At 72.5% G+C, this 22,560-nt stretch carries 23 protein-coding genes and 1 tRNA gene; 10 read left to right on the top strand and 14 right to left on the bottom strand.

Annotation, left to right across the window (positions count from 1 at the left end):
- Positions 1 to 279, top strand: a complete 279-nt coding sequence (locus tag JQX11_RS15085; RefSeq protein WP_204925577.1) for a hypothetical protein — start codon at positions 1 to 3, stop codon at positions 277 to 279.
- A gap of 4 nt (positions 280 to 283) precedes the next feature.
- Positions 284 to 934, top strand: a complete 651-nt coding sequence (locus JQX11_RS15080) for an aminodeoxychorismate/anthranilate synthase component II (protein WP_204925576.1) — start codon at positions 284 to 286, stop codon at positions 932 to 934.
- A 156-nt stretch (positions 935 to 1,090) separates the two neighbouring features.
- Here JQX11_RS15080 and pknB read toward each other — a convergent pair whose 3' ends face one another.
- From pknB to JQX11_RS15045, 7 genes are read right to left on the bottom strand one after another with little or no spacing between them, the layout of a single operon-like run.
- The gene (gene pknB, locus JQX11_RS15075; RefSeq protein ID WP_204925575.1) at positions 1,091 to 2,896 is read right to left on the bottom strand and encodes a Stk1 family PASTA domain-containing Ser/Thr kinase; all 1,806 of its coding nucleotides are present in this window, start codon (positions 2,894 to 2,896) and stop codon (positions 1,091 to 1,093) included.
- Positions 2,893 to 4,371: a serine/threonine-protein kinase gene (locus JQX11_RS15070; RefSeq protein ID WP_204925651.1), complete on the bottom strand. Its 1,479-nt coding sequence runs from the start codon at positions 4,369 to 4,371 to the stop codon at positions 2,893 to 2,895. Before JQX11_RS15070 ends, pknB begins: the two co-directional genes overlap by 4 nt.
- 1 nt (position 4,372) lies before the next feature.
- Positions 4,373 to 5,878, bottom strand: a complete 1,506-nt coding sequence (locus tag JQX11_RS15065) for a peptidoglycan D,D-transpeptidase FtsI family protein (protein WP_204925574.1) — start codon at positions 5,876 to 5,878, stop codon at positions 4,373 to 4,375.
- On the bottom strand, positions 5,875 to 7,365 hold the full coding sequence (locus JQX11_RS15060) for an FtsW/RodA/SpoVE family cell cycle protein (protein WP_372444592.1): 1,491 nt from the start codon (positions 7,363 to 7,365) through the stop codon (positions 5,875 to 5,877). Before JQX11_RS15060 ends, JQX11_RS15065 begins: the two co-directional genes overlap by 4 nt.
- 29 nt (positions 7,366 to 7,394) lie before the next feature.
- On the bottom strand, positions 7,395 to 8,837 hold the full coding sequence (locus JQX11_RS15055) for a PP2C family protein-serine/threonine phosphatase (protein WP_204925573.1): 1,443 nt from the start codon (positions 8,835 to 8,837) through the stop codon (positions 7,395 to 7,397).
- Positions 8,834 to 9,322, bottom strand: a complete 489-nt coding sequence (locus JQX11_RS15050) for an FHA domain-containing protein FhaB/FipA (RefSeq protein ID WP_088645730.1) — start codon at positions 9,320 to 9,322, stop codon at positions 8,834 to 8,836. Before JQX11_RS15050 ends, JQX11_RS15055 begins: the two co-directional genes overlap by 4 nt.
- Before the next feature lie 6 nt (positions 9,323 to 9,328).
- Positions 9,329 to 10,126 (bottom strand): FHA domain-containing protein, encoded by a 798-nt coding sequence (locus JQX11_RS15045; RefSeq protein ID WP_204925572.1) that lies wholly within the window; start codon positions 10,124 to 10,126, stop codon positions 9,329 to 9,331.
- Positions 10,127 to 10,354: 228 nt separating this feature from the next.
- Between JQX11_RS15045 and JQX11_RS15040 the strand changes: the two genes are divergently transcribed.
- The 4 genes from JQX11_RS15040 to JQX11_RS15025 all read left to right on the top strand — a co-directional run bounded on the left by JQX11_RS15040 (position 10,355) and on the right by JQX11_RS15025 (position 13,208).
- Positions 10,355 to 10,440: transfer RNA gene (locus JQX11_RS15040), tRNA-Leu, on the top strand.
- 64 nt (positions 10,441 to 10,504) lie between these two features.
- Positions 10,505 to 11,626, top strand: coding sequence for an NAD-dependent epimerase/dehydratase family protein (locus JQX11_RS15035; RefSeq protein ID WP_204925571.1), 1,122 nt, complete (start codon positions 10,505 to 10,507; stop codon positions 11,624 to 11,626).
- Positions 11,623 to 12,429, top strand: coding sequence for a WecB/TagA/CpsF family glycosyltransferase (locus tag JQX11_RS15030; protein ID WP_204925570.1), 807 nt, complete (start codon positions 11,623 to 11,625; stop codon positions 12,427 to 12,429). Before JQX11_RS15035 ends, JQX11_RS15030 begins: the two co-directional genes overlap by 4 nt.
- 158 nt (positions 12,430 to 12,587) lie before the next feature.
- Positions 12,588 to 13,208: a hypothetical protein gene (locus JQX11_RS15025; RefSeq protein WP_232377859.1), complete on the top strand. Its 621-nt coding sequence runs from the start codon at positions 12,588 to 12,590 to the stop codon at positions 13,206 to 13,208.
- On the opposite strand, the gene JQX11_RS15020 is transcribed toward JQX11_RS15025, so the two are convergent.
- The 3 genes from JQX11_RS15020 to JQX11_RS15010 form a co-directional block, all read right to left on the bottom strand.
- Positions 13,176 to 13,574, bottom strand: a complete 399-nt coding sequence (locus JQX11_RS15020) for a hypothetical protein (RefSeq protein WP_204925569.1) — start codon at positions 13,572 to 13,574, stop codon at positions 13,176 to 13,178. The genes JQX11_RS15025 and JQX11_RS15020 overlap by 33 nt on opposite strands.
- Before the next feature lie 152 nt (positions 13,575 to 13,726).
- Positions 13,727 to 13,948 carry a DUF397 domain-containing protein gene (locus tag JQX11_RS15015; protein WP_091253343.1) on the bottom strand — a complete coding sequence of 74 codons (222 nt, stop codon included), beginning with the start codon at positions 13,946 to 13,948 and terminating at the stop codon, positions 13,727 to 13,729.
- The gene (locus JQX11_RS15010) at positions 13,918 to 14,799 is read right to left on the bottom strand and encodes a helix-turn-helix domain-containing protein (protein WP_204925568.1); all 882 of its coding nucleotides are present in this window, start codon (positions 14,797 to 14,799) and stop codon (positions 13,918 to 13,920) included. Before JQX11_RS15010 ends, JQX11_RS15015 begins: the two co-directional genes overlap by 31 nt.
- Positions 14,800 to 15,436: 637 nt before the next feature.
- Between JQX11_RS15010 and JQX11_RS15005 the strand changes: the two genes are divergently transcribed.
- Positions 15,437 to 15,721, top strand: coding sequence for a hypothetical protein (locus JQX11_RS15005; RefSeq protein WP_088645737.1), 285 nt, complete (start codon positions 15,437 to 15,439; stop codon positions 15,719 to 15,721).
- 107 nt (positions 15,722 to 15,828) lie between these two features.
- A complete protein-coding gene (locus tag JQX11_RS15000) occupies positions 15,829 to 16,365 on the top strand; it encodes a hypothetical protein (RefSeq protein WP_372444591.1) in 537 nt (178 codons plus the stop codon).
- A 10-nt stretch (positions 16,366 to 16,375) separates the two neighbouring features.
- Here JQX11_RS15000 and JQX11_RS14995 read toward each other — a convergent pair whose 3' ends face one another.
- On the bottom strand, positions 16,376 to 17,173 hold the full coding sequence (locus JQX11_RS14995; protein ID WP_204925566.1) for a PASTA domain-containing protein: 798 nt from the start codon (positions 17,171 to 17,173) through the stop codon (positions 16,376 to 16,378).
- Positions 17,174 to 17,318: 145 nt separating this feature from the next.
- Complete coding sequence (locus JQX11_RS14990) at positions 17,319 to 17,999, bottom strand: PASTA domain-containing protein (RefSeq protein ID WP_204925565.1); 681 nt, start codon at positions 17,997 to 17,999, stop codon at positions 17,319 to 17,321.
- A gap of 114 nt (positions 18,000 to 18,113) precedes the next feature.
- On the opposite strand from JQX11_RS14990, the gene JQX11_RS14985 reads away from it, so the two are divergent.
- On the top strand, positions 18,114 to 19,499 hold the full coding sequence (locus JQX11_RS14985) for a hypothetical protein (RefSeq protein ID WP_204925564.1): 1,386 nt from the start codon (positions 18,114 to 18,116) through the stop codon (positions 19,497 to 19,499).
- A 61-nt stretch (positions 19,500 to 19,560) separates the two neighbouring features.
- Here the strand turns inward: JQX11_RS14985 and JQX11_RS14980 are convergent, their stop codons facing one another.
- Positions 19,561 to 21,039, bottom strand: coding sequence for a glutamate-cysteine ligase family protein (locus JQX11_RS14980; RefSeq protein ID WP_204925563.1), 1,479 nt, complete (start codon positions 21,037 to 21,039; stop codon positions 19,561 to 19,563).
- Positions 21,040 to 21,272: 233 nt separating this feature from the next.
- The gene (locus tag JQX11_RS14975; protein WP_204925562.1) at positions 21,273 to 21,851 is read right to left on the bottom strand and encodes a YceI family protein; all 579 of its coding nucleotides are present in this window, start codon (positions 21,849 to 21,851) and stop codon (positions 21,273 to 21,275) included.
- 101 nt (positions 21,852 to 21,952) lie between these two features.
- On the opposite strand from JQX11_RS14975, the gene JQX11_RS14970 reads away from it, so the two are divergent.
- Positions 21,953 to 22,459, top strand: coding sequence for a MarR family winged helix-turn-helix transcriptional regulator (locus tag JQX11_RS14970; RefSeq protein WP_204925561.1), 507 nt, complete (start codon positions 21,953 to 21,955; stop codon positions 22,457 to 22,459).
- Positions 22,460 to 22,560 lie beyond the last annotated feature (101 nt).

Here is a 22,560-nt window from a genome sequence, read left to right as displayed (position 1 = left end):
ATGTACTCCTGGATCTGGCGCAAGCTGCCCTTCGGGTTGCCCGGCAAGCTGGCCGGCTCGGTGCTGCTCGCCACCGCGACGGTGGCGCTGCTCTGGTTCGTGGTGTTCCCCTGGGCCGAGCCGCTGCTGCCCTTCGACGACGTGCAGGTCACCCAGGACTCCGGCAACCCCGGTGGTGACTCCGCGGTCGACCCGGACGCGCCGGCCGGTGACGGGCACGACCTGCCGTACGACACCGACCGGAACAACACCCCGCCCGCCCCCTCCCCGAGCCGGTGAGCCCATGCGCATCCTCGTGATCGACAACTACGACTCCTTCGTCTTCAACCTCGTGCAGTACCTCGGCCAGCTCGGAGTGGAGTGCGAGGTCCGGCGCAACGACGAGATCGACGTCGCCGAGGTCGGCCGGGTCGACGCGGCGGGCATCCTGCTCTCGCCGGGGCCGGGCAGCCCGGACCGCGCCGGCATCTGCCTCGACGTCATCCACCGGTACGCCGGCGAGCTGCCGATCTTCGGCGTCTGCCTGGGTCACCAGGCGATCGGGGAGGCGTTTGGCGGCACCGTCACCCGGGCCCCGGAGCTGCTGCACGGCAAGACCTCCGAGGTGCGGCACCATTCGGTCGGGGTGCTGACCGGCCTGCCCGACCCGTTCACCGCCACCCGTTACCACTCGCTGGCGGTGCTGCCCGAGACGCTGCCCGACGAGCTGGAGGTCACCGGCTGGACGGCCTCCGGCGTGGTGATGGCGATGCGGCACCGGACGCTGCCGATCGAGGGGGTGCAGTTCCACCCGGAGTCGGTGCTCACCGAGGGCGGCCACCTGATGCTGGCCAACTGGGTCGCCGCCTGCGGCCACCCGGAGGCCCTGGAGCGCGCGCCGGAGCTGGCCGCCGAGGTCGACGCCCGCCGCCGGGCCGCCTTCGCCACCCTCTGACGGACCGCCGCACCCGCTCCCGTCCTGTCCGGTCCGGCGGGCAGATCCGTGCCCGCCGTCCCCGACGAACGTCCGCCCTGACCCGCGCCCGCCGTGGCCCCGACAGAGGCGGGCCCGGCCCCTACGGACCGGGCCCGGCACGACGGGCGGTACGGGTCAGTCGTCGTCGCTGCGGAACGGTGGGGTGGGCAGCGGGAACCCGCCACCCGTGCCGTCGCCGGGCGGCGTGGTGGTCGGCACCGGCGTGGTCGGCGTCGGCGGCGTCGGCGACTCGGTCACCTCCGGCACGCTCACCACGATGGTGACCGTGCTTCCCGTGGCCTTCTTGGTCTTGGGCTTCGGGTTCTGGCTCTGCACCTTCCCGGCCTCGTCCGCCGGAACCTCCGAGCCGAGTTCCGGGTTCACCTTGAAACCGGCGTTCTGCAGGGTCCGGGTGGCCTCCGCCTGGCTGAGGTCCTTGACGTCCGGCACCTCCCGGACGTTGCCCCGGGAGACGGTGAGGGTCACCTCGGTGCCCTCCGGCACCTTCTCGCCCTCGGGCGGGGACACGTCGAGGACGATGTCCTCGCTCTCCTCGCTGTCCTTCGTCACCACCTTGACCCTGAACTTGTCGTCCTTGAGCCGGGTCTCGGCGCTCTCGACCTTGCTGCCCTTGAGGCCGTTGGGGATGCTGACCTCGGGCTTGCCGCCGCAGAGGCTCACCGTCACCTGGCTGTTCTCCTCCAGCGCGGTGCCGGCCGGCGGGTCCTGCCTGACCACCGTGCCCACCTTGCAGGTGCTGTCGAAGACCTGGTCGCCGGTCGCCGGCACGAGGCCGGAATTGCGGATCTCGGCGAACGCGACGTCCTGCGTCTTGCCCGCCAGGTTGGGCACCGGGCTCTTCTTCGGCTCCTGACCGTTCATCAGCAGCGCCGCGACCAGGGCGATCACCGCCAGCACACCGACCGCCGCGAACGCCGCGATCACCCACGCCGAACTCCTACGCCGCTGCGGGTCGCCGACCCGGGCCGGGATCTGCCGGGTCTGCTGGCCGACCACCTGGGTCGGGTAGCCGCTCGCCGCCGCGGCCATCGGGGTCGTCTCGTCCTGGCTCAGGACGGGGGTGGCCATCACCGGCCGGCCGGCGGCGGCGCGGAGCAGGTCGGCCCGCATCTCGCCGGCGCTCTGGTAGCGGTTGAGCGGGTTCTTCGACAGCGCCTTGAGCACGATCGCGTCGATCGCCGGGGTGACGTCCGGGTTGATGTCGCTCGGCGTCGGCGGGGCCTCCCGTACGTGCTGGTACGCCACGCTGACCGGGCTGTCACCGACGAACGGTGGGTGGCCGCAGACCAGCTCGAACAGCACGCAGCCGGCGGCGTACACGTCGGAGCGGGCGTCGACGGCCTCGCCGCGCGCCTGCTCGGGGGAGAGGTACTGGGCCGTGCCGATCACCGCGCTGGTCTGCGTCATCGTGGTGGCACCGCTGGCCAGCGCGCGGGCGATGCCGAAGTCCATGACCTTGACCTGGCCGGTCTGGGTCAGCATGACGTTGCCGGGCTTGATGTCCCGGTGGATGATCCCGTGCCGGTGGCTGAACTCCAGGGCCGCGCACATGTCGGCGCAGATCTCCAGTGCCCGGCGCGGCTGGAGCCGCCCCTCGACGCCGAGGACCTCCTTGAGGGTCCGCCCGTTCACGAACTCCATCACGATGAACGGCAGGGTCTCCCCGGTCGGGGCGGTCTCCTCGCCGGTGTCGTAGACGGCGACGATCGCCGGGTGGTTCAGCGAGGCGGCGTTCTGCGCCTCCCGGCGGAACCGCATCTGGAAGGTGGCGTCCCGGGCCAGGTCGGTCCGGAGCATCTTGATCGCGACGTCCCGACCGAGCCGGAGGTCCCGACCGCGGTGCACCTCGGCCATGCCGCCGTAACCGAGCAGCTCGCCGACCTGGTACCTGCCACCGAGCAGGCGGGCCTGGGCTGTCATCGCGTTCGTCGTCCTTCGCTCGTCGTCGTCTCGCCGTCACCCGGTCCGAGCCGTACCACCCGACGGTACGACGTTCCGGCCGGATCGTCGCGTCCGAGGGCACTCAGCGCGCCGGACGTCGTACCCGGCGCACCGGGGTCGGTGGCCAGGTTGCCCTGCCGGCTCGCATACGCGAGCACACCCGAGCAGACCAGCACCAGCACCGCCAGCAGGATCGCCAGGGTCACCATGCCGGACCGGGAACGGGCAGGTGGGGCGGGGGGCGGAAGGGGCTGTCGGGCGTACACGGGCCGGTCGGCACGCAGCTGGGCGGGCGGGACGGAGGCCGCCCCCCGGGGCTGCTGCGGATAGGGCCGGGTCATCGGGGTGGCCTGGACCGGCGGACGCTGCGGGGTCACCGGCGGCGGCTGCGGGTGCCGGGCCGCGACCGGCGGCCGGGCCTGTCCGCCCATCGGCGGTCGGGCCTGTCCGCCCATCGGGGGCCGCGCCTGCCCGCTGACCGCCGGCCGGTGCGGGTGGACCGGCGCGCCGGGCTGCTGCCGGGGTACGGCGGGCACCTGGGCACGGGCCATCGGGCCGGCCGGGGACGCCGGGGCCCCGGAGACCGGGCCACCGGAGACCGGGCCGGGGTGGCCGCCACCGGCGCGGGCCTGCTGGGAGAGGGCCTGCTTGGCCTGCCGGGCGACGGAGGCCAGGGCGGCGGCGCTGGGCCAGCGGTGGCCGGGCTCCTTGGCCATCGCCCGGTCCACGATCGCCTTGACCTGCGGTGGGATGTCCCCGGGCAGCGGCCGGGGAGTGTCCCGCACGTGCTTCATCGCGATTTCGAGCGGGTTGTCACCCTCGAAGGGCCGCCGGCCGGCGAGGCACTGGTAGGCCACCACACCGAGGGCGTAGACGTCGGAGGCGGGCGTGGCGACCGCGCCGGTGGCCTGCTCGGGGGAGATGTACGAGGCGGTGCCGAGCACCGACCCGGCGGCGGTGAGCTGGCCGACCAGCTCGGACCGGGCGATGCCGAAGTCGGTCAGCACCAGCGTGCCGTTCGGCCGGACGAGCAGGTTGCCCGGCTTGACGTCGCGGTGCACGATGCCCTTCTCGTGGGCGGCGTGCAGGGCGTCGGCGGCCTGGGCGAGCAGGGCCATCGTCCGGGCCGGGGTGAGCCGGCCGACCCGGCTGAGCGTCGCCGACAGGGCGTCGCCCTCGACGTACTCCATCACCAGGAAGGCGATCTCCTGGTCGCTGCCGAAGTCGTAGACGTCGACCACGCCTGGGTGGTTGATGGTGGCCATGGTGCGCGCCTCGCCGCGGAACCGTTCGGCGAAGCCGGGCTCGTCGAGCAGCGCCGGGAGCAGGCTCTTCACCGCGACCGTACGGCCCAGCACCTGGTCGGTGCCGCGCCACACGTCGCCCATGCCGCCGCTGGCGATCCGCTCGTCGAGGCGGTAGCGGTTGCCGAGCTGCACCCCGGGGCTGAGCATGTCAGCGGCCCCCCGCATCGGCGATGGCCGCCTGCATGATCTTGCCACCGATCCGGGCCGCCTCGGCGCTGCCGCCGCTGCCGGCCTGCTCCAGCTCCACGCAGACCGCGGAGACGGCGTTGCCGTTCTTGTCCAGCGCGAAGCCGATGAACCAGCCGTGGTCGGGGCGGTCCGGGGCGGACTGGGCGGTGCCGGTCTTGCCACCGACGGTGTAGCCGTCGATGGCCGCCGAGCTGCCGGTGCCGTTCTTCACCACGCTGACCATCATGTCCCGCAGGTCGTCGGCGACCTGACCGCTGACCGGCTGGCGCAGCTCGCGGGGCTGGGCGTTGTAGTAGCTGGTGGTGCGGTCCGGCCCGAGGAGCTGCTTGACCAGGTACGGGCGCATCTGCCGGCCCTTGTTGGCGACCGAACCGGCGATCAGCGCGCCCTGGAGCGGGGTCATCCGGACGTTGTTCTGGCCGATCGAGGACTGCGCCAGCGCGGCCGGGTCGGTGCCGCCGTCGGGGTTCTGCATGTCGCCGGTCCGGCTGGCCGCCACCGGCAGGCCCCCCTCGCCGAGCTGCCCGACGGAGAGGTCGTCCTGCTCGAAGCCGAACTGCCGGGCCTTCTCCTTCACCGTGTCCGCGCCGAGCCGCACGCCGAGCTGGGCGAAGCCGGTGTTGCACGACTCGGTGACCGCGTCGATCAGGGTGACCTGCGCCTCCGGGCAGATCGACGGGGCGGCGTTGCGGATCTCGGTGCCCGACGTCGGCGGGGTCCAGCTCGGCCCGGCCGGGATCTCGGTGTCCTTGCCGACCCCGTTCTCCAGCGCGGCGGCGGCGATCACGATCTTGAAGGTGGAGCCGGGTGGCAGGGTCTCCGACAGCGCCCGGTTCTTCAGCGGGCCCTCCGGGTCCTGCTCGTACTTGTTGTAGGCCGCCGACGCCACGTTGGTGTCGTGGTCGACAAGCGGGTTCGGGTCGAAGCTGGGCATCGAGACCAGTGCCTGCACCGCACCGGTACGCGGGTCGATGGCGATCGCCGCGCCCTTCTTCACCCCGTTGCGGTTGTTGCGCAACTGCTCGTAGGCGGTGTCCTGGGCCCGCTTGGAGATGCTCAGCAGCACGTTGCCGCCGCCACTCTCGTCGCCGGTGAACATGTCCTTGATCCGGTTGCCGAGCAGGGCGTCGCTGGTGCCGGCGAGGAAGTCGTTCTCCAGCCGTTCGATGCCGGTGTCGGCCAGGTTGACAGGCTTGTAGCCGAGCACGTGCGCGTACTTCGTCCCCGCCGGGTAGCTGCGCTGGAACCGCAGCTTGCCGCCGGTCTCCTTGCTGGTGGCCACGGCGGTGCCGCCGGCCTCGATGTTGCCCCGTCGGCGCTCGTACTCGGCCACCTGCACCCGGCCGTTGTAGTCGCTGTTGCGGTATTCGTCCGCCTTGTAGGCCTGGATCCAGTTGAGGTTGGCGAAGAGCAGCCCGAACAGGACCATGACGACGACGCCGACGCGGCGCAGGGGCGCGTTCACGGGCGGATCACCTCCGTGGGAGCACCGTGCAGCTGTTCCGGCGGCCCGCCGCCGGGTCGGCCAGCCGGGCCGCCACCCTGGGTCACCGGCCGCCGGGCGGCGTCAGAGATGCGCAGCAGCACCGCGATGAGCAGCCAGTTCGCCATCAACGACGAACCACCGGCGGACAGGAACGGGGTGGTCTGACCGGTCAGCGGGATGAGCTTGCTGATCCCGCCGACGATCACGAAGACCTGGAGCCCGAGGGTGAAGGCGAGACCACCGGCGACCAGCTTGCCGAACGAGTCCCGCACCGCCAGCCCGGCCCGCAGCCCCCGCTCGACGATGAGCAGGTAGACCACCAGCAGGGCGGTCAACCCGAACAGGCCGATCTCCTCGCCGATGCCGGCGAAGATGAAGTCGTTCTGCACCTCGGGGATCTCCAGCGGCTCCCCGGCACCCGGCCCGGAGCCGAACAGGCCACCGCTGCCCAGGCCGAGCAGGCCCTGCACCAGTTGGTAGCCCCGGTCGTACGGCTCGGCGAACGGGTCGAGCCAGATCTCGGCGCGGGTGTAGAAGTTGGCGAACGGGCCACCCACCGTGCCGCCCAGCACGTACGCGAGGTAGGCGCCGCCGAAGAACAGGACCAGACCGATCAGCAGCCAACTGACCCGTTCGGTGGCGATGTAGAGGGTCACCACGAACATGCCGAAGTAGAGCAGCGAGGTGCCGAGGTCCTTCTCGAAGACCAGGACCAGCAGACTGATCATCCACACCCCGAGCACCGGGCCGAGATCCCGGCCACGCGGGAAGTCGATACCGAGGATGCGGCGGCTGGCCAGCGACAGCACCTCACGCTTGCGGACCAGGTAGTAGGCGAAGAAGACCAGCAGCGCCAGCTTGGCGAACTCACCGGGCTGGATGCTGAACCCGCCCACCCTGATCCACAGCTTCGCGCCGTTGATCTCGGAGAACCGGCCGGGCAGCACCGCCGGGATCATCACCAGCACGATGCCGGCCAGCCCCAGCGTGTACGCGTACCGGGAGACCGCCCGGTGGTCGCGCATCAGCACCAGCAGGCCGGCGGCGAGGATCACCGCGGCCAGCGTCCAGGCGAGCTGCCGCCCGCCGGTGCCGGCGAAGATGGCCAGCGTCTCCCGGTCGGCCGGGGCGGCCTTGCCGAGGTCGAGCCGGCGCAGGAAGCCCACCCCGATGCCGTTGAGCAGGGCGACCGCCGGCAGCAGGGCCGGATCGGCGAACGGCGCCAGCCACCGGATCACCAGGTGCATGCCGAAGAAGACCAGCCCGAGCGCGGCGGCCGGCATCCAGAAGTCGCGGGTGACGGTATCGAGCAGGTTGGCCTCGACGATCGCCCCGTACGCGGCCACCAGCACCATCGCCAGCACCAGCAGGGACAGTTCGGCGTTACGCCGGGACCGCGCCAGACGTACGCCGGGCCGCTCGCCCGTCGTGACGGGCGAGACTACCGGGTGGGCCGCTGCGGTCAAGGAGGTGTCCCTCGGATCTCAGCCGACGGTCACTCGGGCGACCGGCAGCCCGCCGGGTCTCCGGCCGGCGGAACCGCGTCGGAGGCCGAGGCGTCGGGTGTGGTGGGCGGCGTGGGAGTGCCGGTGGTGCCCGGGAGCCTGGTGGCGGTCGGAAGCCCGGTCACGCCGGGGCTGGGTGAGCCCGGGACGGCCGGCGCCGACGAGTTCGCCGGCACGGGTGAGCCGGTGACCAGCGGTGGCACCGGCGGGCAGACCGGCTTCAGGTTCGGATTGGTCGGGTCGTCGCTGGTCAACTCGGCCAGCCGGCGCAGCGCGTCCGGTCGGCTCTTGGCCTGGATGCCCTGCTTGACCTGCTCCTGGGCGGCCAGGGTGAGGTCGTCGAGCTTGGCCTGGCTGGTCGAGTGCACGCTCGACAGGTCGAGGCCGGCCACCTGGCCGGGAACCCCGCGGAAGACCGCGAGCTGCCCGCTGTCCGTCGCCCCGACGTAGTACTGCCGCTGGGTGTAGCTCCAGCCGGCGAAGAGGCCGCCACCGAGGATGACCAGCAGGGCCGTCAGCATCGCAGCGGTACGCAGCGGCCGGCGCGGGCGCTCCGGGTCGTCGTCCCGGCTGGCCGCCGGTTCCTCCGGGGCGGGCGGGCGCGGCGCGGACAGCGCCGACGCGCGGGCGGCCGGGGTCGAGTCGTCGGCGGCGGTGGCCATCCCCCGGTCCCGGGCCGCGGCCCCGCCGACGATCGGGCTCGCCTCGACGATGTCCTGGTCGGTGGCGTCCGCGATGATCACGGTGATGTTGTCCGGGCCGCCGCCGCGCAGGGCGAGCTGCACCAGCCGCTCGACGCACTGCTGCGGGTCGGTGTACTCGCGGAGGCTGTCGCCGATCGTCTCCGCGCTGACCACGCCGGACAGGCCGTCGCTGCAGATCAGGTAGCGGTCGCCGGGCAGCACCTGCCGGACGCTGTACTCCGGGTCGATGTCCCGGCCGTCGAGGGCGCGGGTGAGCAGCGAGCGCTGGGGGTGGCTGCTCGCCTCCTCCGCGCTGATCCGCCCCTCGTCGACGAGCATCTGGACGTAGGTGTCGTCCTTGGTGATCTGGGCGAACTCGCCGTTGCGCAGGAGGTAGGCCCGCGAGTCACCGATGTGGACCATGCCGAGCTTGCTGCCCGAGAAGAGGGTCGCGGTGAGCGTGGTGCCCATCCCCTCCAACTGCGGGTTGGCATCCACCGTGTCGCGGAGCTGCTGGTTGGCGGTGCCCACGGCCGATCGCAGCGCGTCGACGAGCGCGTCCCCCGGGACGTCCTCGTCGAGCGGCGCCATGGCACCGATGACGATGTTGCTGGCGACGTCACCGGCGGCCATGCCGCCCATGCCGTCGGCGACGGCGAGGAGCCGCGGCCCGGCGTAGACGGAGTCCTGGTTTCCGTCTCGGATCAGACCGCGGTCGCTGTGGGCCGCATAGCGCAGGGTCAGAGTCATGGCCGTAATTCGAGAGAGGTGCGGCCGATACGGATCGGCACGCCGAGGGGGACGGGGGTTGGTCCGGTGACCTTAGCGCGATCGAGGTACGTGCCGTTAGTCGAACCGAGATCCTCGACGAACCACTGCCCGTCCCGGGGCACCAGCCGGGCGTGCCGGGCGGAGGCGTAGTCATCGGTAATGACGAGGGTGGAGTCCTCGGCCCGGCCGATGGTGATCTGCGCTTCACCGAGGGTGATCCGGGTGCCGGCGAGCTGGCCGGCGGTGACCACCAGCTGGTGGGCCGCCCGACCCCGCTTCACCTTCGCCGGCTTCGCCGCCTGCTGCTGGGTGGAGGCCCCGACCGCGCGCGGCGCGGCCACCAGCCGCCCCGACCGGGCGCCCGCGAAGAGATCCCGACGGATGACACCGACCACCGTGAACACGAAGATCCACAGCAGGATGAGGAACCCGAACCGGGCGACGGTGATGACGAGTTCCGGCAAGGCGGGTCAGCCGTCCACGCGGAAGGTCAGCGTCGTGGTGCCGAGCTGGATCATGTCGCCCGGGTTCAGGGCGACGGCCGAGACCCGCTGGCCGTTGACCATCGTCCCGTTGGTCGACCCGAGGTCGGTCAGCACGACCTGGCCGCCGTCGAAGTCCAGCCGGGCGTGCCGCCGGGAGATCCCGACGTCGGGCAGGCGCAGGTTGGCCTGGTCACCCCGACCGATCACGGTCGAGCCCATCTGCAACGGATAGGTACGGCCGTCACCCGAGACCAGCCGGACGTTGCGCGCGCCGCCGCCGCCGTGGCCGGGCGGCGGGCCGTAGCCGCCCCCCTGGTCGTACGACGGGTAGGCCGGCGGACCGGGGTCGTAGCCGCCCGGGGAGGAGACCGGGGCGACCTCGCCGCCGGTGTAGACCTCGGCGGTGACCCGGAACATGCCGGTGTCCAGCCCCTCGCCCCGCTCGACCTCGACGATCACGTCGCCGTAGACCGTCCACGCCTGCTCGCCGATGAACTCCGCCTGCGACTGGGCCAGTTCCTGGGCCAGCGCGGCGGCGTACGGCGCCAACCGGCTGTGGTCGTACGGGGAGAGATCGATCACGTAGCGGTTCGGCACCAGGGTGCGGCCACCAGCGAGGATGGCCTTGTGCGCCTCGGCCTCCCGCTGCATGGCGTTGAGGATCTCCACGGGGTGGACCACCCCTTTGAAGACCTTGGCGAAGGCCCCTTCTACCAGGCCTTCCAGACGCTTCTCGAAGCGTTGCAGCACGCTCACCGGCTCCTCCTCGGGTCCCGAGGACATGATGGTATCTGGACGGCGCGCATGCAGCTCGCGCGCCGCTCGGCCACCGCGCGGCGGCCCGTTCGGAACGGCCGTCCGGACCGTGCTACTCTTTCGTCCGCCACGAAGGGTGACCGCTCGTAGGAACGGTAACCGGTCGGGGCGAGACCGCAGGACCGGGTAGGATGTTCCGGGCCCGCCGGAGACGGCGGGGTCGACGCGAACTACGACGTTCGAGGGTCGTGCCACGGGGATGTGGCGGAATGGCAGACGCGCACGGTTCAGGTCCGTGTGTCCGAAAGGACGTGGGGGTTCAACTCCCCCCATCCCCACCACCAGACGAGGGCTCCGCAGTCGCGGGGCCCTCACTTCGTATCGGGGCGTACCGGACGTCAGGCTATGCTCCGATGGTTTTTTCCAGCCTCCTACCTTGACCAGGAGTGTCGTGTGAGTGTCGCGTTGGTGACCGGGTCGGGCGGTCTGATCGGTTCCGAGGCGGTCCGGCACTTCGCCGGGCTCGGCCTGGACGTGGTCGGCATCGACAACGACATGCGGCAGGAGTTCTTCGGCGCCGAGGCCTCGACCGCGTGGAACGTCCGGCGGCTGACCGACGAGCTGGGGTCGGCGTACGCGCACCACAGCATCGACATCCGCGACCGGGACAGCCTCGGCAAGCTCTTCGCCAGGTACGGCCGGGACATCGCCGTGGTGATCCACACCGCGGCCCAGCCGTCGCACGACTGGGCGGTGAGGGACCCGTTCACCGACTTCGACGTCAACGCCGGCGGCACCCTCAACATCCTGCAGAACGTGCGGGAGCACTGCATCGGGGCGCCGGTAATCCACTGCTCGACGAACAAAGTCTACGGCGACCGGCCCAACAGCCTGCCGCTGGTGGAGCAGGAGACCCGCTGGGAGATCGAGCCGGGGCACCCGTACGAGCAGGGCATCCGCGAGGACATGTCGATCGACGCCTGCCTGCACTCGGTCTTCGGGGCCTCCAAGGTCGCCGCCGACGTGATGGTGCAGGAGTACGGCCGCTACTTCGACATGCGGACCGCCTGCTTCCGGGGCGGCACGCTGACCGGCCCGGCGCACTCGGCGACCGAGCTGCACGGCTTCCTCGGGTACGTGATGCGGGCCAACATGGAACGCCGCACCTACAAGATCTTCGGATACCAGGGCAAGCAGGTGCGCGACGCCATCCACAGCTCGGACGTGGTGACGGCGTTCGAGGCGTTCTTCCGGGAGCCGCGCTCGGCGGCGGTCTACAACCTGGGCGGCGGCCGGCACTCCAACACCTCCAACCGGGAGGCGTTCGCCCTGGCCGAGGAGATCACCGGTCAGGAGATGATCACCGAGTACGTCGACGCGAACCGGATCGGCGACCACAAGTGGTGGATCGGCTCGAACGAGGCGTTCCAGGCCGACTACCCGGGCTGGAAGCAGGTCTACGACGTACCCATGATCATGCGGGAGATCTACCAGGCCAACGTCGACAAGTGGGTGCCGGGGGCATGACCGCACAGGGCAAGCGGAACGTCCTCGGCGTCCTGGTCGACGCCACCGACTACGCCTCGGCGACCGAGCAGGTGGTCGCGGCGGCCCGGGAACGCCGGCCGCTGGCGCTGACCGCGCTGGCCGTGCACGGGGTGATGACCGGGGTGCTCGACCCGGCGCACAACGCCCGGCTCAACTCCTTCGACGTGGTCACCCCGGACGGCCAGCCGGTGCGCTGGGCGCTCAACCTGCTGCACCACGCCGGGCTGACCGACCGGGTCTACGGCCCGACGCTGACCCTGCACGTGCTGCGCCGGTTCGCCGACGAGGGCCTTCCGGTCTATCTGTACGGCTCGACCGAGGAGACGCTGACGAAGCTCATCCCGGCGCTGGAGCGGATGTTCCCGGCCCTGAAGATCGCCGGGGTGGAGCCGTCGAAGTTCCGTGCCGTGCAGCCCGGCGAGGACGTCGAGATCGCCGACCGGATCCGGGCCAGCGGCGCCCGGCTCGTCCTGGTCGGCCTGGGCTGCCCCCGCCAGGAGGTCTTCACGTACGCGATGCGGCCCCTGCTGGACATGCCGCTGATGGCCGTCGGCGCGGCCTTCGACTACCACGCCGGCCTGCTCCGGCAGCCGCCGCCGTGGATGCAGCGGGCGGGCCTGGAGTGGTTCTGGCGGCTCGGGCTGGAGCCGAAGCGGCTCTGGCGGCGGTACGTCATCCTCAACCCGGCCTACCTGACCCGGCTCGCCGGCCAGAAGACCGGACTGTGGAAGGCCCGGCCGCCGGCTCCGGCCACCGAACGGCCGGCCACCTTCGCGGTCTGATCCGTCCACGACGGCCGACCGGCCGGTACGACAACCCGGTCGGTTCCGTGCCGCCGGGCCGATCGGCCGGGACGCGGCCACCCCTACGGGATGCTCCGGGGTGGGAACAGGGGCTCGTCCCGGATTCGCCGCCCGCCGTTGTGGGCAAGGCTGTGTCCATGGATGGGCATCTCATCGTTCTGCTGTCGATCGCCGCCGTCTGGCTCGCCGCCGGCGTCGTGGCGGACGGACTACCCCGGCTGGACCGGGCCCGCGCCCTGCGACGGCGTACCGGATGGCTGCTCGCCCTCTCCGTGGCCGGGCTCGCGCTGACCGCGACGGTGCTGGTCGCCGGCACGATCAGCGGCGGGGACACCCCGGTCGACCGGGCGGCCGGGCAGCTCCCGCTGGTGGCGGTGCCGGCGCTCGCGGTGGCCGCCTGCACGGTGCGCCGGGTCCGCCGGCTGCGGGCCGGGGCGGGCGCGTTCACCGCCGCGCCGGAGACCCCCGCGCCGTACGGCCTGCGGGCCGCCGCCGGTCATCCGCTGATCGGCCTGCCCGTGCAGGTGACCGCGCTGGCCACCCTGCCGGGCCTGTTGCGGGCCGGTGGGCTCGATCTCAGCGCCGGCAACGGGGTGACCGGGGTGACGCTCATCCTCGGCGGGTTGGCCGTCCTCGCCATCGGGGTACGCCATGGGCTGCGGCACAACCGGCTCGCCGAGCGGACCCTGCCGGGCACCCGCCCCGCACTGGCCGGGCTGCCCGCCTCATCGGCCGCGGCCGGCTCCCTGCACGTATAGCAGTTCCAGGATCGCCCGGGTCGCCTCGAACCACCGGTCCAGCCAGCCGGGCGGTGGGACGCTGCCCTTGGGCGGCAGCTCCAGCAGCAGGCCCCGCAACAGCGGGTGGTCGATCAGCGGTTCGGAGGGCTCCATGGGCCAGCTGGCCGGTCGGAGCGACGGCTCGGCGAACGGCCCCGGGTGCGACGAGGGCAGCGGCAGGGGTCCGCCGTGCTCGGATCCGGGGTAACCGTCGCGGCCCACCTCGGTGTCACCGGCACCCACCTCGGTGAGCATCGTGTCGCGCCGGGCGCTGCGGTACTTCCCGCCGAACCGTTCGGTCTTGCCGGGGCCATGGGTGAGGTTGTCTGAGCCGATCGTCGTCATCTGCGTATCGCCTGCCTCGCTCGGTTGCCGCCACCTGCGGCGGATCGTCGACCAGCGCCGTACCGAGGGTTCAACGACCCGGGGCGGAAGTGGCGACGGGCCGGCCGGGGAGTGTCCCCGGCCGGCCCGCAGTCAACGCCACGCTGCGTTGGTCAGTGTTGGCCGAACGCGCCGTTCCGAGCGTCGGCGACGAAGGCGTTCCATTCCCCGGGGGCGAATACGAGGGCGGGACCTGTCTTGTCCTTCGAGTCCCGTACCCCGACCGCCCCGATCACGTAAGCCACCTCGACACAGTTGTCACAGTTCGGCCCGCTTTTTGAGCTCTTGAACCAGGTCGCCTGCGTCAGGTCCTCGGGGAACCTCTTGGTCGCCATTTCCACAACGGCTCCTCTGCCAGTTCTGCGATGTGTGCTATGGACTCCTCCGGCTGCCGGGCTGCTGCTCGAATGTGATCGAAGATGAAGCTGTACTTCTGTAGCTCGTCGCTCTTCTCCAGGAAGAGCCCACCCGTGGCGTTCTCCGCGTACACGACATCCGGATCAACCGATTCGGGAAAGCTGAGAATGGTGAAGGTCCCGTCCATGCCGGCGTGCGCCCCCACCTCGAAGGGCAGGACCTGCAACGTCACGTTCGGCAGTTCGGCCACCTCCACCAGCCGCCTGAGCTGGTTACGCATCACCGCGTCACCGCCCACCGGCCGACTCAACACCGCCTCATCGAGCACCACCCACAGATCGACCGGATCGTCCTGGGTCAACAACGACTGACGGCCCAGTCGGACACGCACCCGTTGTTGCACCTGGTCGGCGGTGAAGTCCGGGCGGGCCGCCTGGATCATCGCGCTGGCGTACTCCTCGGTCTCCAGCAGACCGGGCACGACCTGCTGCTCGTACGCGCGGATGTGGCCGGCCGCCGCCTCCAGGCCGACGTACGCCCCGACGAGCACGGTGCTGTAGGGATGCCACCACCCCTTCTGCCTCGCCTCGCGGGCGATCTGCACCAGCTCCTCGCTCTCCGCGCCCACCACCCCGTAGATGCGGAGCATGTCCCGCACGTCACGGGGCGTGACGGAGGTGTGGCCGGTCTCGATCCGCGAGATCTTGGAGGCGGAACACTCCAGCTGCTCGGCGACGACCTCTATGGTGATGCCGGCACCGTCGCGTAGGCGGCGTAGCTCGGCCCCGAGCCGACGACGCCGGATGGTGGGGCTCCGCCGTTCGCTCATCGCATCGCCCCAGGTGCCGATGACGGGGGAAGCTGGTGCCTCGCGCTCACCCGGTTACCTCCGGTCGGTCGCGCCTGCGTCCACACCCGCCGGGGGCGCGACCGACGGACGGCGGGCGATCGTTCGCGGCAAGGGGTGGAACCGGTCGTCGACCGGCCGCGGCGGGCGAACCGCGTCCAGTGTGCCGCTCCGGAGTCGGCGTGATCAAGCGCCCGGTTCACGTGTCGCCCTCACGTATCGGCAAAAGTCGACGTGCAACTTGCATCCCGCATCACACTGATGCACTCTGTCCGTATGGTTCGAGTCACTCACCGTTTCCGGTCGATTTCCGGGTGTGATCATCGCCCCGGGCTCGCCCGGCCGGATGGATGCCCCGGGCCGCAGGAATCCACGAGGCCCGCCCCGGGTTGATGACCCCGCCGCTGCACGCCCGAAGGCTGCGGCGGCGGGAGCGGTAACACCCGTGAGCAGCCGGGTGATGGCCGGGTGGTGCGATCCACCACCAGCGGGTACGCCCCCGGCCACCACCACACCGAGCACCGGCCCGCGAGGCACAACCCCGTCGCCGGACCCGCATCCGTCCCCGTTCCGCACCGACCGGCCCCGCGACGCCGGCCATATCCTCCCAGGAGCCCATGTGCTTCCCCGCTCCGGTGACGTTCTGCACGTGACCCGCGCCGCCAGTGTGCAGTTCCTCCGACCGATCACCTTCCGGGTGATCCGGGTGCTCGACTGGCCGACGTACGACGGCTGGCTCTGGCTCGACGGCTACCAGCTCAACGCCGCAGGCGACGCGGTCAGCCGCCGCTCGATCTTCGTCCAGCGGGCCGGACTGACCCAGCTGCGGGCCGCGGCCGTACCGCGTCAGCACACCGCACGGTCGCGCCGGCCGGTCAACCGCGCGCCGATCGCGGTGGGCTGACTCCCCGATTACCCGGCCGGAGGGCGTGCCGTCGCCATAGAATCGGTACGCCCACCCCGGCGAAGTCTCCACCCCGCGCGTATCCGGCCCCTGAACCTGGGATGGCCATGGTCTATCTGCCCGCCGCGCGGCGGCACCACAGGTCCCGCCTCAGACCCGCCTTCGGCCTGCTGGCCCTGGTCGGCGTGGTCCTCACCCTCGTGGTGGTGACCCGCTACCCGGCCGAGTCGGCCACCCGGCTCGCCGAGCCGGTGCCGGCCCCCGAGATCACCGTGGCCGAGCCCACCGACGCCGACGGCACACCGCCCGATCCGGCCCTACCTGCCGACCGGCGCGCCCGCACCCCGCTCTGGGCCGACACCGACGGCGGGGCCGGAAACCCGCCCGGGGACGCTGTGCGGACCGGGGACGACCCTACGGCCGAGGACGACCCGACGGCTGGTCCCGGTGGGAGCATCGCGGCCGATCCGGGGACCGCGCAGTCCGGGGTCGGCGGTGGCGGTGCGTCCGCCCTCGCCCAGCCCCGGCACCCGTCGGACGACCGGCAGACCGTCGCCCGGTCGCTGTTCTACTCCGGCCTGCTCGGGCTGGCCATCTCCCTGGCCGGGCTGGGCTTGGTGGGGGCCAGACGCCGGATGTGGTGAGCCGGGCCGGTCACCCGGTCGGGGTGGCGGTGCCGGACGGCGACGCCGACGGCTCGGCGGCCACCACCAGGGTCACCTCGTCCCCCGGCGACACCGTCTGACCCGCGCCCGGCTCGGTGGACAGGACGGTGCCGGGTGGCCGGTCCGACTCCCGCGTCTGCACCCGGGAGGACAACCCGAGCCGCCCCAGCAGGGCCTCCGCCGTCTCCTGGGAGAGACCGACCAGCGGCGGCACCGGAATTCCGGCGGGCTCGGTCGTCGGCGCGGTGGTCGGTGGGGTCGTCGGCGGCCCGGTGGTCGGTGGGGTGCTGGGTGGTGCGGTGGTCGGGGCGGCACCCGTCGTCGGCACGGCCGTCGGCGGTGGGGTCGGTGTCCCGTCCGACGAGGTGTCCACCGCCCGCAGGACCAGCCAGCTCCCCACCCCGACGAGCCCGAGCAGCACGAGCCCGAGCACGCCCAGCAGGATCGGCGTCCACCAGCGTCGGCCGCGCTGCTCCTCGGCGTACCACTCGGCCGACTCGCGGGGGTCGTCCGCCCGTGCCGGTGGCACCCCGGCCCGGCCGGACCAGACCGGTGCGTCCGTCGCACGGGGCGGCGGCCCGTCGGCCGCCGGCAGCGGGCGGGTCGCGTCCACCGGCTCCTGCCGGGCGGTGGCGTCGACCGGGGACGGCCCGCCCGCCGGGGGCCGGTCCGCCGGCAACGGCGCGGTCCGGTCCGCAGCCGGCAGTCGGCCGGTCGCGTCGTCGGGCGGACGGGGCAGTGGGCGGGTCGCGTCGTCGGCGGGTGGGTCCTGGCGGTCGTCGCTCATCGCACGTCCTCTCGCCACCTGGCGGACGGCGGGCGCTCGACCCACCGGGCGAGGCCCCGGGCCGGCCCGGCGGTCGTGGCACTCGGCCCCACCACGGTAACGGTCGACGCCGGCAATCGCCGGTACCGGCGCGGCGACCCGCCCGTCAGGGCGTCGGCGTCGGTGTCGGCTCGGCGGTCGGCGTCGGTTGGTCACCGCAGGAGATGGCGACCTGGTCGTTCCAGTGCGCGGTCGCGTCGGCCGCAGGCACCTGGGCGGTGACCTCGCCACGGTTCCCGGTGGGATACCGGGGGAACAGGCCCACGTCGCCCAGTTCGTCGGCGGCGTCGTCGCAGTCCTCGCCGACCAGGTCCGGCACCTCGACCTCGGGTGCCGGCCCGCTGACCTCCACCCGCACGGTGGTGCCCGGCTTCACCGACGTGTCCTGGGCGGGCACGGTACGGGTCACCGTCCGGCCCGACCCGGTGCCGAACACCAGCCGCCAGCCGAGCTTCCGGTCGTGCAGGGTGTCCCGCGCCTTCTCGAAGTCGAGCCCCACCAGCCGGGGCACGGTCAGCCCGCCACCGGTGGCGGCGGGTGGCGGGGTGGTCCGCGCGGCGGTCGGCCCGGCGGTGGTCGGCGCGTCGACCGGGGTGGACGGTCCGCTGGCCGCCGCTGCCGGGGTGGCGCCGGTCTCCGGGTCGCCGGGGTCGGCCAGCACCCACCCGACGGTGCCCCCGACGGCGGCCAGCAGGACCGTCGCCAGGGCGCCGCCGAGCAGCATCTTTCCCCGGCCCGGCCGGCCCCGGCCCGCGGTGTCCTGTCCGGTGTACTCGTCGTCGTCCATGCCGCTCCCCCGCCTCGTCCCCGAAACGGTACCGGCCGCCGCCCAGCGGTCACCGGCCGTGCTCCGGCGCTCGTCCGACTCGCCGCCTCGACCAGGGAACGCTACAGTCCCGACATGGCGGGACGGGGCTGGGGAGGATCGGTGCTCACCGCGCTGGGCGTCGCCGCCGGTGTGGGCGCCGCGCAGCTGGGCTTCGGCTACGGCCTGGGCATCATCAACTGGGCGCCGGCCGACGCCGGTGCCACCGAACCGTCCTGGTTCGCCAGCCTCGCCTGGGCGACCTGGATCGCCGCCGTCTCCACCGTCGCCGGGGCGATCTGCGCCCAACGGCTGCACGAGCGCAGCGGGGACGTCGACACCGGTGGCACCCTGCACCGGGTCACCCTCGCGGTCGCGGGCGCGGTCGGGGCGCTGATCACGGTCCTGCTGGTCGCGGTGCCGTCCCGGGCCGCCTCCGTACCGGAGACCTTCTCGCCGCAGACCGTCGCGGCCGGCTACGCCGGGGTGGGTGTGCTGGTGGGGTTGGTGGTCGCGGTCTGGGCGCTGCACTCGCGGGCCGCCGCGACGAACGTGATCGCCACCGTCGGCTGGTTGTGGTTGCTGGCCGTCGTCTCCGTCGTCGACGGGGTGCTGGCCGGTCGGGGACTGACAAGCGCCCAGCTCGGCATCTGGCAGATCGCCCAGGACAGCCCCCGGTTCTGGTGGCGGGACCACCTCTACTGGCCGGGAGCACTGCTCGCCCTGGGCTCGGCCCTGCTGATCGGCGCGTCGGCCGCCCGACGGGCCGCCCGGACGCCCGAGCTGCGGCTCGGTGCGGTGGTCTCCGGGGCCGCCGGGCCGCTGCTCGTCGCGGTCGCCTACTTCCTCGCCGTGCCCCGGCTGGCCACGATCTCCCCGGCCCAGGTCTCGGCCCACCTCGTCGCGCCGTACGCGGTCATCGTCGGCGCGGCCGGTTCGGTGCTGGTGGCCTCGCTCGCCCAGCGGGCCGAGCGACGGGCCGCCGCACGGACGACGCCGTCGGTGCCGCACCCCCGCACCGGGGCACCGGACGACCTGCCGGCCGGCACCGACCCGACCGCACCCTCCGAACCGGACGTTCCCGGTCGGGGGACCGACCACCCGACGGCCGACAACCCGGGCCCCGGCGGCACCTCGGAGGTCACTCCCGGGCCGCCCGCGTCACCCGCCACCTCTGGCCCGGCGGACGACCCGGCCGGGGATTCCGCGACGCCGGTGCCGGAACCCGGTGACGATTCCCGGCCTCCGGCCGTGGGCCGGGCCCGACCGGTCCGCCGGGGTCGGAGCACCCCGCCGGCTCCGTCACCCGGTGCGGCCCCGGCCGGTGACGCCCGCGCCGGGGCAGCGCCGTCCGGCCCGGTTACCGACCAGCACCACGGTTCGCCGGACGGCGGGCAGCAGGGCGTCGACCAGGGGAGCGGGGCCCCGCCGACGGGACCGGGCCCGGTGCCCAAGCCCCGCGCCGGACGCCGCACCCCCTGACCCGGCAACGGCCTCCCCGGCCGGACGTAACTCCGGGACGCCGGCCCTCCTACCGGATGGCTCAGTCCACCGGCCAGGTGTGCACCGGTTCGTTGCTGCGCTGGAGTTCGGCGTACCGGTTGGCCATGTGGCGCAGCGCCGCGTCCCGGTCGAGGTTGCGGTGGTGTTGCGCGGCCCACACCGTCTCGGTCTGCCAGACCGCCCCGTTGCGGCCGGTACGGCAGCGCTGCTCGATGATGCCGAGCAGCCGGTCCCGTTCGGCGGGGGCGACACCGAACCGGTCCAGCCCGGTGGCCGCCTTCGGCAGCAGGGTGTCGAGGACCAGCTTGGTGACCGGCACCTCGCCGAGGCGGGGCCAGTGCAGCACGGCGTCCATGCCCCGGCGGGCGGCGGCGTGGAAGTTCTCCTCGGCGGAGCTGAAGGTGAGCTGACTCCAGATCGGCCGGTCGGACTCGGCCAGCCCACGCGCCAGCCCGAAGTAGAAGGCGGCGTTGGCCAGCATGTCGACCACGGTCGGGCCGGCCGGCAGCACCCGGTTCTCCACCCGCAGGTGCGGACGGCCGTCCATGATGTCGTACACCGGGCGGTTCCAGCGGTAGACGGTGCCGTTGTGCAGCCGCAGCTCGGACAGTTGCGGGACGCCACCGGCGTGCAGCACCTCGACCGGGTCCTCGTCGGCGCAGATCGGCAGCAGCGGCGGGAAGTACCTGACGTTCTCCTCGAACAGGTCGAAGATCGAGGTGATCCAGCGTTCACCGAACCACACCCGGGGGCGTACCCCCTGGGCCTTCAGCTCGTCCGGGCGGGTGTCGGTGGCCTGCTGGAACAGGGCGATCCGGGTTTCGGCCCAGAGTTGCCGGCCGTAGAGGAACGGCGAGTTCGCGCCGACGGCGACCTGGACGCCGGCGATGGCCTGGGAGGCGTTCCAGTAGTCGGCGAAGCTGTCCGGCGCGACCTGGAGGTGGAACTGGAGGCTGGTGCAGGCGGCCTCGGGGACGATCGAGTCGGTGTGCGTCCGCAGCCGTTCGACCCCCCTGATGTCCAGTTCGATGTCCTCGCCCCGGGCGCCGACGATCTGGTCGTTGAGCACCCGGTACCGCTCGTTGGTGGAGAGGTTGTCGGCCACCAGGTGCCGTTCGGTCAGGGTGGGCAGGATGCCGACCATGACGATCCGGGCGTCGGACCGGGCCGCCCGTTCGTCGGCCCGGGTGAGGCTGCTGCGCAGGTCGCTCTCGTAGTGGGCGAAGCCGCCCCCCTCGATCAGCCGGGGTGCCGCGTTCAGTTCCAGGTTGAACTGTCCCAGTTCGGTCTGGAAGAGCGGGTCGGCGATGGCGGCGAGGATCTCGTCGTTGCGCATCGCCGGTTCGGCGTCCGGGTCCATCAGGTTGAGTTCGATCTCCAGTCCGGTCATCGGCCGGTCGGCGTCGAAGCCGAAGTCGTCGAGCATCAGCGCGAAGACGTCCAGGCAGCGCCGCACCTTCTGCCGGTAGCGGACCCGGTCCTCCCGGGAGAACGCGCCCTGCTCGACGTCCCTACCCATGTTTCCTCCAGGCGTGAGACGCGCGGGACGGTGACCGTCCCGGCGCGCAGTGTGAACCACCATAAGAGCGCCCACGCGCCGGGGCCAGTGCCCACCGGGTATGCGCTGTCCCGCTTCTCTACCCAGCGGCCATTCACCAGCACCGGATGTCGCCGTCGCCGGGCAGTGACAATCCGCACGCGCAGACGCCGAGGCCCCCGCTCGCGGCGAGCGGGGGCCTCGGCGTGCCGGGCTCAGGCCTGCCGGATGGCCTCGCCCTCGATCTCGATCTTGATCTTCTTGCCGACCAGCACGCCACCGGTCTCCAGGGCGACGTTCCAGGTCAGGCCGAAGTCCTCGCGGTCGATCTCGGTGCTGGCGGTGAAGCCGAACACGTCGGTGCCGAACGGGGTGCGGCCGACACCCTCGAACTCGACCTCCAGCTCGACCTGGCGGGTGACGCCCTTGATGGTCAGGTCACCGAGCAGGACGAACTCGTTGCCGTCGTGGGACTTCACGGCGGTGCTGCGGTACTCCAGCGTCGGGAACTGCTCGACGTCGAGGAACTCGGGGCTGCGCAGGTGGCCGTCCCGGTCGGCCTGGGCGGTGTTGATGCTGGCCGCCTGGATGGTGGCGGTGACCGAGGACTGCAGCGGGTTCTCGGCGACGGTGATGGTGGCGGTGGCGTCGGCGAACTCGCCGCGTACCTTGCTGACCATCATGTGCCGGGCGACGAAGCCCACCCGCTTGTGCGCGGCGTCCAGCAGGTAGGTGCCGGCGGCGGGGATGGTGAGGCCGTCCCAGTCGCGGGTAACCGACTCGGTGCTGGTCATGTAACTGCCCTCCGGGGAAGATTGTTTAGTAGCCCAACGACTGCCTGAGCAACTATAACCGCAGCAATATTCCCCGTGTCAAGCACTGTTAGGATGGCCAGGTGGACGAGACTGTGTTCGACGACCCCCGGATCACCGCCGTCGGCCTCCTGGTCGAGGCGCACGCCGGGCTGACCGCCCGGTTCACCGCCCAGTACGAGGAGCACGGCGTCTCCGCGGTCGAGTTCGAGGTGCTGATGCGCCTGGCCCGCTCCCCCGGCAACCAACTGCGGATGACCGACCTCGCCGCCCAGACCTCCCTGTCCACCAGCGGCGTCACCCGGGTGGTGGACCGGATGGAGCGCGACGGGCTGCTCCGACGTCGCGCCTGTCCGTCCGACCGGCGCAGCTCGTACGCGGTGGTCACCCCGGCCGGCATGCAGCGGCTGGACGAGACCCTGCCCGGCCATCTCCAGATCATCGAGCAGTGGTTCACCGGCCAACTCGAACCCGACACCCTCGCCGCCATGCTGGACGGCCTGCGCCGGGTACGCGACGCCGTCCACCCGGGGGCGACCGCCGGCAGCACCGACCAGGCCCCGACCGACGAGCCGCCGTCAGCCTGCTGACCACCCGCCGACAAGACACCGGGCCAACCGGCAGAAAAAGCGGCAGAACTCGTCGGACCCACCGGTCGCAGAGCCGCCGATCGCCGCAAAACGGACGGCCC

It is taken from the genome of Micromonospora humida, assembly GCF_016901255.1.
Lineage (GTDB): Bacteria > Actinomycetota > Actinomycetes > Mycobacteriales > Micromonosporaceae > Micromonospora > Micromonospora wenchangensis.
This window is presented reverse-complemented; position numbering and strand designations above follow the sequence as displayed.